Origin of the sequence: Azospira oryzae, from assembly GCF_004217225.1 — a bacterium.
GTDB classification, from domain to species: domain Bacteria; phylum Pseudomonadota; class Gammaproteobacteria; order Burkholderiales; family Rhodocyclaceae; genus Azospira; species Azospira oryzae.
The window spans coordinates 620,563-633,131 of the sequence record NZ_SHKM01000001.1; the positions used below are offsets into that span (position 1 = coordinate 620,563).

Genomic DNA, 12,569 nt, shown 5'->3' on the forward strand with positions numbered 1-12,569 from the left:
ATTTCGCCTGGTTTTTGATGGGGGGCAAAAATGGCGGAAAAGTCCCCCGGCCGGCCGGTTATGACGAGGCCCCTCCTGTTAAAATTAATGCATGGCCCGACACTACGCAATCGTTCCCGCTGCCGGCAGCGGTTCCCGCTTCGGCAGCGACACTCCCAAACAGTATCTTCCCCTGGCGGGACAACCCCTCATCCACCACACCCTGGCGGCCCTGTGCCGCCATCCGGCCATCGACCGGGTATGGGTGGTGCTGTCGCCGGGAGACGAGTGGTGGCGGGAATACGACTGGAGCGCCCTCGGGCCCAAGCTGGAAACCGTTTTCCACGGCGGCGCCACCCGGGCCCAGAGCGTGGCCAGCGGCCTCAGGGCAGCCCAGATGGCGGCCGCCGAGGACGACTGGGTGCTGGTGCACGATGCGGCCCGGCCCTGCCTGGCTGCCGCCATGATCGACGCCCTGGTGGCGGAACTGGCGGACGATCCGGTGGGCGGCATCCTGGCGGTGCCCGTGGCCGACACCCTGAAGCGGGCCGATGTACAGCAGCGGGCCGCGGCCACCGTGCCCCGGGACGGCCTGTGGCAGGCCCAGACGCCCCAGATGTTCCGCTACGGCACCCTGTGCCGGGCCCTGGCGGCCAACCCGGACGTCACCGACGAGGCCGGCGCCATCGAGGCCTTGGGCCTCAAGCCCCGGCTGGTGAAGGGCGACGCCAGCAATCTCAAGGTTACCTATCCGGCGGACCTGTCCCTGGCGGAGGCCATCCTGCGCAGCCGCCTCGGCCCCCGGGCCGCCCTCGGAGCATTGGCATGAGTCACAAGGAAATTCGCGTCGGCCAGGGCTGGGATGTGCATGCCCTGGTGCCGGGACGGGCCCTGATCCTGGGCGGCGTCACCATTCCCCACGAACTGGGGCTGCTCGGCCATTCCGATGCCGACGCCCTGCTGCACGCCATTACCGACGCCCTGCTCGGCGCGGCGGCCCTGGGCGACATCGGCCGCCATTTCCCCGATTCCGATCCGCGCTGGAAGGGGGCCGACAGCCGGGTGCTGCTGCGCCACACCCTCAGCCTGCTGCAGCAGGCGGGCTGGCGCGTGGTCAATGTGGACGCCACGGTGGTGGCCCAGCGGCCCAAGCTGGCGGCCCACATTCCGGCCATGGTGGCCAATATCGCCGCCGATCTGGGCCTGGCCGCCGAGCGGGTCAACGTCAAGGCCAAGACCTGCGAACGGCTCGGTTTTGCCGGCCGGGAGGAGGGCATGGAAGCCCAGGCCGCCGTCCTCATTGAACGGGAGTGACTTTGTCCGGTCAGACAGCGTCCCCAGAACGGGCCCGGGTGTTTTTCGCCCTCTGGCCCGAGGCGGCCCTGGCTGAGCGCCTGGCGGCCCTGGCCGAAGCCCAGGCGGCGGCCGTGGGCGGCCGCGCCATGGCCCGGGAGACCCTGCACCTGACCCTGGCCTTTCTCGGCGACGTTCCCCTCGAAACCCTGCCGGCCCTGCAGGAAGCCGGCCACCTGGTGGCCCGGCAACAAGTCATGCACCACGTATTCCCCCTGGAGTTTTCCCTGGATCATTTTGGCTACTGGCAGCACAACCACCTCGCCTGGATCGGCTGCCGCACTCCTGTCGCTGCCTTGCACGGCCTCGCTGACGCCCTGGCGGCGGCTGTGGGCGAGCGGGGCTTTGCCCTGGAATCCCGTCCTTTCGTGCCCCACGTGACCCTGGTGCGCCGCGCCCCCGTGGCGCCGCCCTGCCGGGAGGAGGCCTTGCCCCTGTACTGGCGCGCCACGGATTTCGCCCTGCTGCGCTCCCGCCGCCATGCCGGCGGTGCCGCCTACGAGACCCTGGCCCGCTGGCCGGTGGAGGGCTCGGCATGATCAAGAAGATTCCCGTGGCCCAGATCCGGGTCGGCATGTATGTCAGCGACGTCAATGCGGGCTGGATGGATCATCCCTTCCTGCGCAACAGCCTGCTGCTGGAAGACCAGGAGCAGGTGCTGAAAATCCGCCGTGCCGGCATCCGGGAGGTGTTCATCGACACCGCCAAGGGGCTGGATGTGGACGACGTGCCCACGGCCCAGGAGGCGGCACGGAGCAGCCAGCAGGATCTGGAAAGGATGGCCGAGGCGCCGGAAAACAAGGCGCCGCCGCCCCGCACCAGCCTGGCGGAGGAGCTGGCCAAGGCCAAGGGGGCCTTCAATGAGGGGGCCCGCCTGGTGCGCAGCGTCATGGACAACGCCCGCCTGGGGCGCCAGATCGAGATGGAATCGGTGAAGCTGGCGGTGGAGAAGATCACCAACTCCGTCATCCGCAACAGCAACGCCATGTTCACCCTGCGCCGCCTGCAGCAGCGGGACGACTACACCTACCAGCACTCGGTGGGCGTCTGCGCCATGCTGGCGGCCTTCGCCAAGGCCATGGAGATGGACCTGGCGACCATCCACCAGGTGGCCCTGGGCGGCCTGCTGCACGACATCGGCTATGTGCGCATCCATGCCGAGATTCTGGCCAAGCCGGGCAAGCTGACCGACGAGGAATACCTGCACGTGAAATCCCACGTGGTCCAGGGTTCCGACATCCTGCACCAGACGGCGGGCATTCCCCAGCTGGCCTTCGACATCATGGAGCACCACCACGAGCGTTTCGACGGCAGCGGCTATCCCCGGGGCCTCAAGGGCGAGGAGATTTCCCAGGTGGGACGCATGGCGGCCATCGTCGATGTGTATGACGCCATCACCACCGACCGGGTTTATCATCGGGGCGTCAATCCGGGGGAAGCCATGCGCAAGCTTTTCGACTGGAGCAAGTACCACTTTGATCCGGCCCTGTTCCAGATCTTCGTCAAGAGCATCGGCATCTACCCGGTGGGCACCCTGGTGCGCCTGGAGAGCGAGCGTCTCGGCGTGGTGGTGGAACAGCGGGAAAAGAACCTGCTGCAGCCCCTGGTGCGGGTCATTTACGACGCCAAGCGCCAGTACTACCTGCCGCCCCAGGATGTGGACCTCTCCCGCCCCTTCGGCCATGGCGGCGGCGACCGCATCGTCACCCATGAATCCCCCCTGAAGTGGGGCATCGACGTCAATCGTTTCCTTTCCTGAAGCATGCCCAAGCCACCGCCCGCTCCCCGCGAAACCCGCGGCATCGAGAATGTGCTGACCCGCCTGCGGCAGGGCGAGAACCGCTTCGTCCAGCTGGCGGACAACATCCCGGAAAGCTTCTGGCTGATCGACATCGCCGCCCGCCGCGTGGTCTATGCCAATCCGGCCTACGCCACCCACTGGGGCGGCTCGGTGGAAGACCTCTACCGCAACCGCTTCGACTGGCTGCGCTTCATCCACCCGGACGACCTGGACCGCATGCGGGAGGCGGTGCGGCGCAATCCCCGGGGCGGGGTCAACGAGGTGGTGCGCATCGTCCATCCCAACGGCGGCGAGCGCTGGCTGCACATCCGCAGCTTCGACATGAAGGACGAGCAGGGCAATGCCCACAGCGTCGGCGGTGTCGGCACCGACATCACCGACCTGGTGCTGCAGCGGGAAGCCCTGCGGGCCAGCGAGGCGGTGCAGAAGGGCGTGCTGGACGCCCTGCCGGCCCATATCGCGATCCTCGACGCCGAGGGCATCATCGTCGCGGTGAACGAGCCCTGGAGCCGTTTCGCCGCCGAGAACAGCCATGATCCGAGCAGCGCCGGCGTGGGCTGCAACTACATCCGGGTCTGCGAGAGGTCCTGGGGCGAATCGGCGGAAGAGGCCCAGGACATCGCCGTCGGCATCCGTGCCGTGATCGACGGTCTGCAGCACGAGTTTTCCCTGGTCTATGCCTGTCATTCGCCCACCGAGAAGCGCTGGTTCCGCGTTCTGGTGACGCCCCTGGAGGCCCGGGGCAACCGGGGCGCGGTGGTGATGCACCTCAACGTCACCGAGACGGTGGAAGCCCAGCAGCGCCTGACCCATCTGGCCCACTTCGACAGCCTCACCGGCCTCCCCAACCGCCTGCTCTTCCGCGAGCGCCTGAAGGCCGCCCTGGCCATGGTGCAGCGCCAGGGCGGCCGGCTGGCGGTGATGTTCATCGACCTGGACCGTTTCAAGGTGGTCAACGACACCCTGGGCCACCTGGCCGGCGACGCCCTGTTGCAGCAGGTGGCCGCCCGCATCGGCGGCTGCCTGCGGGCCAGCGACACGGTGGGGCGCCTGGGCGGTGACGAGTTCGCCGTGCTGGTGCCGGACCCGGAGCGGGAGTACGACGTCACCGTGGTGGCCCGCCGCCTGGTGGACACCCTGGCCCAGCCCATCACCCTGGAAGGGCAGGAGCTGTTCGTCTCCGCCTCCATCGGCATCACCCTCTACCCGGACGATTGCGACGACCTGGAAAAGCTCATCCGCAACGCCGACACGGCCATGTACCGGGCCAAGGAGCTGGGACGCAACAACTTCCAGTTCTTCACCGCCGCCATGAACGCCCGGGTCAAGGAACAGCTGCAACTGGAGACGGACCTGCGGCGGGCGGTGCAGCGCCAGGAATTCATCCTCCACTTCCAGCCCAAGGTCAGCTGCAGCCACGGCGGCATCACCGGCTTCGAGGCCCTGCTGCGCTGGCAGCATCCGGTGCGGGGCCTGGTCTCGCCCATGGAATTCATTCCTCTGCTGGAAGAAACCGGGCTCATCGTGCCCGTCGGCACCTGGGTGCTGCAGCAGGCCTGTCAGCAGGCGGCGGCATGGCACCTGGCCGGTCACGGGCAGCTGACGGTGGCGGTGAACCTGTCGGCCCGCCAGCTGCAGTCCGAGGCCCTGGTGCAGGACGTGCGCCAGGCCCTGGAGGATTCCGGCCTGCCGCCCCAGGCCCTGGAGCTGGAACTGACCGAGAGCCTGCTGATGAGCCACGTCGAGGACAACATCGCGTTGCTCAACCGGCTCAAGGCCATGGGCGTGCAGCTGTCGGTGGACGATTTCGGCACCGGCTATTCCAGCCTGGCCTATCTGAAGCGCCTGCCCCTGGACACGGTCAAGGTGGACCGGGCCTTCGTCCAGGACATCACCGCCGATCCGGGGGATGCCTCCATCACCCGGGCCGTCATCACCATGGCCCACAACCTGCGCCTCAAGGTGGTGGCCGAAGGGGTGGAGACCGAGGGCCAGATCGCCCTGCTGGTGGCCAACCACTGCGACGAGATGCAGGGTTACTACTTCAGCCGTCCGGTGCCGGCGCCGGAGGCCCTGGCCCTGCTCGACAAGGGGCGGGTGCTGCCGGGCCGCCTGCGGGCCCGGGGGGCGCAGGTGCCGACGGTCCTGCTGGTGCTGACGGCGCCGGCCCTGCGTCTGACCCTCGGCCGGGCCCTGGAGGAGGCCAACCTGCGGGTGCTGCTGGCCGGCGGCGGCGAAGAGGGGCTGGCGGCCCTGGCCTGCCAGCGGGTGGACGCCATCGTCGCCGATGCCGGGCTCACCGACAGCGCCGGCCAGGCCTTCCTCGAACGGGCGGGCCAGTTGCAGCCGGAGGCCGGCTTCCTGCTGCTGTCCTCCGCCGACAACATGGCGGCGGCCGCCGCCGAACTGCCGACCCATCTGGCGGGCCATCTCTTGTCCCGGGACGTGGGCACGGAAGTGCTGGTCGCCGGCGTCCTCGAAGCCCTGCGCCAGCACAGTCTGCTGCTGGAGAACCAGCGCCTGACCCAGGAGGTCCACAGCGCCGGCCTGGAGCTGTCCCGCCTCGGCCAGGAGCTGGAGTCCCTCCTGGCCAGCCACGCCCGTCAGGAAATACGGCCCCAGCAGGCCACCGGTATCGCCCACGAGGTGCTGCAGGAGCTGCCGGCGGCGGTGCTGGGGGTGGACGCCAGCGGCATGGTGGCCTACGCCAATGCGGCGGCGGAACGGTTGTGGCCGGCCTGCGGTCTGATCGGCAACGAGAGCGCCGACCTGCTGCCGCCGGAGCTGCTGGCGCTGCTGCAGGCGGGCGGCGGCAGCCGGGAAATCACCTTGAACCAGGGCGGCCGTTGCCGCGCCCTGTGCCAGCCTTTCGGCAACGATGCCAAGACCCGGGGACACCTGCTGTTGCTGTTGCCCCTGTAGCACCCATGGAAAAGAAACAATGAGCACCATCAAACAAATACCCCTGGAGGAAGCCCAGCCGGGCATGCTGCTGGGGGACGACCTGCGGGATGCCGCCGGTCAGGTCCTGCTGCCCAGGGGCTCCGAACTGGCCGAGTCCAGCCTGCGCTCCCTGGCCCGGCGCGGCATCGAAACCCTGACCATCCGCATCGAGGCGCCGGTGGACGAGGGCGCCCTCATGGCCCGCCGGGAGGCTTCCCGGCTGCGCCTGCAGCACCTGTTCCGCCAGGCCGGCGACCCGGCCTCCCAGGAGTTGCTGCGCCTGATGCTGGAATACCGCCAGGAGCGCCCCCAATGAAGACCCTGCAAGCGCAACAGGTGGTGGAGGCGGTGCGTCAGCTGCCGTCCCTGCCGGCGGTGGTGATCGAACTGCTGCAGTCGGCCGACAAGGACGACGTCAATGCGGACGAGCTGGCCAACAAGATCGCCCTGGACCAGGCCCTGGCGGCCAAGGCCCTGAAGGTGGCCAATTCCCCCTTCTACGGCCTGCAGAGCAAGGTGGCCAGCATCCAGGACGCCACCGTGATCCTGGGCCTGCGCCAGATCCGCTCCCTGGTGGCCGCCGCCGCCGTCACCGGCGCCTTTGCCCAGTCCCGCCACAGCTGGTTCGACCAGCGCCTGTTCTGGCAGCACTGCGTCGGTGTGGCCCTGTGCGCCCGCACCCTGGCGGCGGAGGCCGGCGTCTCCGAGGACGGTGCCTTCACCGCCGGCCTGCTGCACGATATCGGCCGCCTGGTGCTGGTCACCTGTTTCCCCGACGAGTACCGGGAGGCCCTGGCCTACCAGAAGAAGCACGACTGCTTCCTCCTCACCGCCGAACGGGACGTGCTGGGCCTGGACCATGCCCAGGTGGGCCAGGCCCTGGCCGAACGCTGGCACTTTGCCCCTTCCATCCAGGCGGCGGTGGCCCATCACCACGCCCCGGAGGAGGCCACCGCCGATTCCCTCGCCGGCGTCGTCCATGTGGCCGACGTCATGGCCCATGCCCTGGACCTGTGTCCCCGGGAGGATGAACTGGTGCCGCCCCTCTCCGCCGTGGCCTGGAACCGGCTCGGCATCGACTGGGGCCGTTTCAAGCAGATGCTGGCGACGGTGGAAGACCAGTTCGAGGATGTGTGCACCGCCCTCAACATCTGAAGGGCCGCCGCACCCGGGGCGCTTATGCCCCCGGGTTTAGCCAAAATCAAGGATTCGCCGCCGGGGGCGGCGTAGCTTAGGGGAGTCACCCACCGTCGGTCTGGACTCCCCTGTGTCCTTCACTCCCCATGAAATCGCCCTGCTCAAGTCCTCCCGCCTCTTTGCCGGACTGGAGGAGAGCGAGCGCTTCAACGATATCCTGAACCGTCCCGAGAACCGGCTGCAGGTGCCGGAGGACTGCTGCTTCCTGGAGCGGGGCACCCGCTCCCCGGGGCTCTACATCCTGGTGCACGGTTCCGTCGAAATCTTCTTCTGCAACGCCGAAGGGGAAGAGAAGGTGCTGCACTTCATCAAGTCGGGGGAAACCCTGGCGGAAGAGACCGTCAGCGACCAGAAAGCCATCAACTACTGGGCCCGCAGCCTGACGTCGACAGTGATGCTGCGCATTCCCCCGGCCGAGGTGCTGGCCTGGATGGACGAATCCTGGCCTTTCGCCCAGCGCTTCCTGGAACTGGTGTCCGAGCGCATCTGCCTGCTCTACGCCGACGTGGTCACCTTCTATTCCAAGACTGCCGTGCAGCGCCTGGCCTGCTACCTGATCTGCGGCTTCGAGACCTCCCGCCTGACCCTCAAGGATTCCCTCAGCCTGGCCATCCCGGTGCCGAAGAAGAACCTGGCCTCCCGCCTCAGCATCAGCCAGACCCATCTCTCCCGGGCCCTGCGGGACCTGACCGAACGGGGCCTCATCACCCAGGAGGGCAACCGCCTGCAGGTGAAGGACGTGGAGCAGCTGGCGGGCTACGTCTGCCCCCACGGCTGCGATCTGTAAGCCGCAGCCGCCACTCAGGCCGCCCTCAGTGCAGCGGCGGCAGACGCTCTTGCCAGGGGGCTGGCAGGACGCTGACGACGCGGCTGCGGCAGGTGTGCCAGAAGGCCGAGAGCAGGAGCAGGGCGGCGCCGATGCAGAGGGCGGTGAAGGCGAAGCTGAGGCTGACCATGCCCAGGTTCTTCAGCAGGGCGGTGAAAGCGTAGAGCAGATAGGCCAGGGCCGACACCATCAGGGCGCGCCGGTCGATGGCCAGGGACAGCAGTCCCAGCAGGGCGTAGATGAGAAGCGCCGCGGCGGCCTGAACCAGGGTGGCCTCCCGGGAGAACATCTGCAGCGACGTGAAAATGGGATGGACCAGCAGGGGCGCCGCCAGCAGGTGCAGCCAGAAGGCCACGTCGGCGCGGCGGGTCTTGCGCTGCGGATCGGCCGTGTCCCAGGCCATGGCCAGGGCGAACACCGCCGTGCCGGCGACGAAGGTGATGGGGGCATACCATTCCCGGGCCAGCGTTGATCTGAGGAAGAGCATGGCCAGCAGGGTGCCGGCCACCGCGGCGGCGCCGGCGGCGACGGTGATGGGCACGCGGAAACGCCGCCAGTGCAGCCAGGCGCCGAGGCCGCCGAGGAGCCCCGCCAGGGGCAGGGAAACGCTGTCCAGGGGCCGCAGCACGGCCACGGTCATACCCACCAGGCCGCCGACGAAAGCCAGCAGAAGCACGATGGAGGGCAGGGCCAGGCGCCGCTGGCGGGTGAAGAACTCGGCCAGACCCCAGGCCGTGGCGGCCACCAGCAGGGGGCCGGCGCCGTCATGGACGCGGCTGCCGAGCCAGCCGAGGGCGGCCAGGAGCAGCAGGCAGGCGATGACCACGAAAATGTCGTTGAAGCCGCTGACCAGGCGGAAGTGCTCCTCATCCACCACCGGCAGGGGCCGGCCCTGCACCATATAGGCCTGGAAGGCATCCACCGCCTCCTGGCTGAGCACGCCGTCGCGCACGGCGGCCGCCAGATCCTCGTCGTTGTACATCGGGGCAAGCTCCTGCAATAACTCGATCGGTGAGGGAACGGGCGTTCCCGCAGGCCTGCAGGCTACCGGATTTGTATGCCGTCGTCTTGTCCGGCGCGGGTCGTCGATGCCGCCGCCGGATGCCACAGCCGGTCCAGGACCAGGGCGGTGAGGCCGCCGAGGAGGGCGCCGGCCAGCACGTCGCTGAGGAAATGCACCTGCAGGTAGAGGCGGGAGACGCCCACTGCCAGCCCCAGCACGGCTGCCGCCGCCAGGACCCAGGAGCGTTGCAGCAGCAGGCCGAGGGCGATGCCGAAGGCCAGGGCCTGGGCGCTGTGCAGACTGGGGAAGGAGGCGTGGGTGGCGAGGCCGTCCAGGGCCGGGTAGAGGTCGGGCCGGGGGCGCTGGATGAGGCTCTTGGCCAGGTAGCCGATGCCGATGGCAAGGCCCAGGGCGGCGGCCGGCAGCCAAGCCCGGGGCCGACGGCGGTGCGCCAGGAGGCCCAGCAACAGGCTGGCCGGCAGCAGCAGCCAGAGGGAGCCGAGCCAGGTGAGGCTGCCCATGGCCCGGTCCAGCAGGGGGCTGCGGATCTGGGCGAAAAGGTCGAGCAGGGCCCGGTCCCAGGCCGGGATGCCCCGGGGAGCCAGCAACCACAAGGCTGTCAGGCAGGCCATGCCGAAGAGGGCCGTGCCCAGGACTCGCCCGGCCAGGGGCCGTGGAGAAAGGCGTCCCATGGGCTCAGGCGGGGGGCAGGGGCAGCAGCAGGCGGGCGGCCAGGCCGCCGCCCTCCCGGGGCGACAACTCCAGGCGGCCGCCGTGCAGGCGGGCGATGCGTTCGACGATGGCCAGGCCCAGGCCGGTGCCGGTGGTGTCGCTGCGGGCGGCCTCGAGGCGGGTGAAGGGGCGCTTCAGCCGTTCCACTTCGGCGGGGGGAATGCCCGGTCCCCGGTCCAGCACGGCGAGGAAGGCCTGTCCGTCGGCGATGCCGGAGGCCAGGGTGATGTCGCCGCCGCCGTATTTGCGGGCGTTGCCGATGAGGTTGGTCAGGGCCCGTTCCAGGGCCCGGGGGCGCAGCCGCAGGGGCGGCAGGGGCGATGTCTGCAGTTGCACCGGCTCCTGCCGTTCCTGGCAGCGGCGGGCCAGGGTGGCCAGCAGCTGGTTGGGATCGGCGCTTTCTTCCGGCTCCTGCTCCTCGCCCCGGGCGTAATCGAGGAACTGGCCGATGATGCCGTCCATCTGGGTGATGTCGTCGTTCATGCCGGCCCGCAGGCTTTCGTCTTCCACCCCCATTTCCGCCGCCAGGCGCATGCGCGCCAGGGGGGTGCGCAGATCGTGGGAGATGCCGGCCAGGACCAGGGCCCGTTCGCTTTCCAGGCGGGCCAGGTCGGCGGACATCTGGTTCATGGCCCGGGCCAGCAGGCGCACTTCCTCTGCCCCTTCTTCGGCCAGGGTGGGCGGCCGTTCGCCGCGGCCCACGGCCCGGGCGGCCCGGGCCATGATCTTCAGGGGGCGGGCGATGCGGGCGACGATGAGCCAGGCCACCACCAGGGACAGCACCAGGGAGACGGCGCCCCAGCCCAGCCACTGCCAGGTCGGGTTGCGCTCGGTGCGCTCCCGCGGCAGCACCAGCCAGTAATCGTCCCCTTCCTCCATGGAAAAGCGGATCCAGAAGCCGGGCTGGTCGTTTACGGCGATGGCAAAGCTGGCCTGGGGGCCCATCAACTGGAAGGCTTCGCGCTGGAAGATGGTGAAGAACTCCCGGTCGGGCAGGGGCGTGACCCGGTCCTGTTCTTCCGCCGGGTAGAGGCGCAGGCCTTCCCGTTCCGACAGTTCCCGCAGCAGGTCGCGGCGCAGCACCGGGTCGGCGCTGAGCAGGGCGGCCCGGGTGATGTTGGCGACGCTGGTGGTGAGCTGGGCCAGCTGGCGGGCCCGGGGTTCCCGCTCGGCGGCCCGGAACAGGGCGACCCAGACCGAGACGGACACCAGCAGCAGCACCGCCACCAGGATGAAGGCCCGCACCAGCAGGGTGCGGGGCAGCAGGCGCTGCAGGGTGCGCGGCAGTTTCATGGCCGGCGGGGGCTCAGGCGGTGGTGCCCTGGCCGTCCGGCACGAACACGTAGCCGAAGCCCCAGACGGTCTGGATGTAGCGCGGGGTCTGGGGATCCGGCTCGATCAGCTTGCGCAGGCGGGAAATCTGCACGTCGATGGCCCGGTCGAAGGGGCCCTGTTCCCGGCCCCGGGCCAGGCTCATCAGGCGGTCCCGGGAAAGGGGCTGGCGCGGGTGCTGCAGCAGCACCTTGAGCACGGCGAATTCCCCGGTGGTGAGCATCACCGCCTCGCCCTCGGCGCCCCGGGTGAGGCGGCGGGTGGCCAGGTCGATACTGATCTCGCCCACCTGCACCGTGCCTTCGGCCTCCACCGGGGAGCCCGGCGGCGGCAGGGCGCGGCGGCGCAGCACCGCATGGATGCGGGCCACCAGCTCGCGGGGGTTGAAGGGCTTGGGCAGGTAGTCGTCGGCGCCCATTTCCAGGCCGACGATGCGGTCGATCTCGTCGCCCTTGGCGGTGAGCATGAGCACCGCCTGGTGCGGGTCGGCGGCCCGCAGGCGGCGGCAGATGGAGAGGCCGTCCTCGCCGGGCAGCATCAGGTCCAGCACCAGCAGGTCGAAGGTCTCCCGGGCCAGCAGCTTGTCCATGGCCGGGGCGTTTTCCGCCGTCTTGACGACGAAGCCCTGTTCGCCCAGGTAGCGCAGCAGCAGGTCCCGCAGGCGCTGGTCGTCGTCCACGACGAGAATGCGTTGTTTGTTTTCGCTCATGGCTGGCAATGCTAACCGGTTCCGTGCCCCGGCAACAGGGCTCCGCCGGGCCCGACGGGGGCCAAGTCGTTACGCCGCGTTGCTGACCGGGGCTGGGGAAACAATTATTTACAAAGCCGTGGGCCGGCCTTACATCCAGACGGGGCCGGGCTTGCATCCAGGCGTTAGGATGGCGTCGTGGCTGCCGCTCTGGAAGCGGCCCGGCAATTTGGGCACACTGTGCGCCGTCGCCGGCCCGGGCTCCGGGGTTGCGCGGGCTTTCCCGCCGTGACGGCGACGTTGCCGGTTGTAGTGATTCCATGGTGCATATGAAACGACTGTTCCTCTCCGCTCTCCTGCTGCTCTCTGCCGCCTCCCTCTGGGCCCGGCCGGAGGAGCCGCGCCTGCTGGCCCAGGCCGAAGGCGGCCTGCGCATGGAGCGGGCGGAGGACCCCCACGCCCGTCTGAGCAAGGAAGAGCGGCGGGAAGTCCGGCGCCAGTGGCTCAATTCCCGCCAGGCCGAGCGGGAGGAGGGGCCTCCCGGTTTTGCGCCGGGCGAGGAGCGGCGGCGCCTGTCGCCGGAAGAGCGGCAGCGCCTGCGGCGGGATGTGCACGAGGCCGGCCGGGAGTTCTACCCCCGGGAAGAGCGCCGTCCCCTGTACCCGGAAGGGCTGCCCCCGGCGCCCCGCTCTCCCCGCCATCCCTGAGGCGCCAC

Annotated in this window: 13 protein-coding genes; 9 read left to right on the forward strand and 4 right to left on the reverse strand. The window is 69.6% G+C overall.

The annotated features are described in order from the left end of the window. The first annotated feature begins 91 nt into the window (after window positions 1–91). From ispD to EV678_RS02875, 8 genes are all read left to right on the forward strand, one after another. Window positions 92–808, forward strand: a complete 717-nt coding sequence (gene ispD / locus EV678_RS02840; protein ID WP_130458444.1) for a 2-C-methyl-D-erythritol 4-phosphate cytidylyltransferase — start codon at window positions 92–94, stop codon at window positions 806–808. Further along, window positions 805–1,293 carry a 2-C-methyl-D-erythritol 2,4-cyclodiphosphate synthase gene (gene ispF, locus EV678_RS02845; protein WP_014237445.1) on the forward strand — a complete coding sequence of 163 codons (489 nt, stop codon included), beginning with the start codon at window positions 805–807 and terminating at the stop codon, window positions 1,291–1,293. The genes ispD and ispF overlap by 4 nt, the downstream gene beginning before the upstream one ends. 38 nt (window positions 1,294–1,331) lie before the next feature. Next, window positions 1,332–1,871, forward strand: coding sequence for an RNA 2',3'-cyclic phosphodiesterase (thpR, locus tag EV678_RS02850; RefSeq protein ID WP_235832397.1), 540 nt, complete (start codon window positions 1,332–1,334; stop codon window positions 1,869–1,871). After that, complete coding sequence (locus tag EV678_RS02855) at window positions 1,868–3,091, forward strand: HD-GYP domain-containing protein (RefSeq protein ID WP_130458446.1); 1,224 nt, start codon at window positions 1,868–1,870, stop codon at window positions 3,089–3,091. Before thpR ends, EV678_RS02855 begins: the two co-directional genes overlap by 4 nt. Window positions 3,092–3,094: 3 nt before the next feature. After that, the gene (locus tag EV678_RS02860) at window positions 3,095–6,055 is read left to right on the forward strand and encodes an EAL domain-containing protein (RefSeq protein WP_130458447.1); all 2,961 of its coding nucleotides are present in this window, start codon (window positions 3,095–3,097) and stop codon (window positions 6,053–6,055) included. A gap of 19 nt (window positions 6,056–6,074) precedes the next feature. Next, a complete protein-coding gene (locus EV678_RS02865; protein ID WP_014237449.1) occupies window positions 6,075–6,392 on the forward strand; it encodes a hypothetical protein in 318 nt (105 codons plus the stop codon). After that, complete coding sequence (locus EV678_RS02870) at window positions 6,389–7,231, forward strand: HDOD domain-containing protein (protein WP_130458448.1); 843 nt, start codon at window positions 6,389–6,391, stop codon at window positions 7,229–7,231. The genes EV678_RS02865 and EV678_RS02870 overlap by 4 nt, the downstream gene beginning before the upstream one ends. A 112-nt stretch (window positions 7,232–7,343) precedes the next feature. After that, window positions 7,344–8,060, forward strand: a complete 717-nt coding sequence (locus EV678_RS02875) for a Crp/Fnr family transcriptional regulator (RefSeq protein WP_130458449.1) — start codon at window positions 7,344–7,346, stop codon at window positions 8,058–8,060. A 25-nt stretch (window positions 8,061–8,085) separates the two neighbouring features. Here the strand turns inward: EV678_RS02875 and EV678_RS02880 are convergent, their stop codons facing one another. The 4 genes from EV678_RS02880 to ompR form a co-directional block, all read right to left on the reverse strand. Beyond that, window positions 8,086–9,081, reverse strand: a complete 996-nt coding sequence (locus EV678_RS02880) for a hypothetical protein (RefSeq protein ID WP_130458450.1) — start codon at window positions 9,079–9,081, stop codon at window positions 8,086–8,088. A gap of 62 nt (window positions 9,082–9,143) precedes the next feature. After that, window positions 9,144–9,794 (reverse strand): phosphatase PAP2 family protein, encoded by a 651-nt coding sequence (locus EV678_RS02885; RefSeq protein WP_207222150.1) that lies wholly within the window; start codon window positions 9,792–9,794, stop codon window positions 9,144–9,146. A gap of 4 nt (window positions 9,795–9,798) precedes the next feature. After that, on the reverse strand, window positions 9,799–11,127 hold the full coding sequence (locus EV678_RS02890; RefSeq protein ID WP_130458451.1) for an ATP-binding protein: 1,329 nt from the start codon (window positions 11,125–11,127) through the stop codon (window positions 9,799–9,801). A gap of 13 nt (window positions 11,128–11,140) precedes the next feature. Further along, window positions 11,141–11,875 (reverse strand): osmolarity response regulator transcription factor OmpR, encoded by a 735-nt coding sequence (gene ompR / locus EV678_RS02895; RefSeq protein WP_014237455.1) that lies wholly within the window; start codon window positions 11,873–11,875, stop codon window positions 11,141–11,143. Window positions 11,876–12,183: 308 nt separating this feature from the next. Between ompR and EV678_RS02900 the strand changes: the two genes are divergently transcribed. Next, a complete protein-coding gene (locus tag EV678_RS02900; protein WP_130458452.1) occupies window positions 12,184–12,561 on the forward strand; it encodes a hypothetical protein in 378 nt (125 codons plus the stop codon). Window positions 12,562–12,569 lie beyond the last annotated feature (8 nt).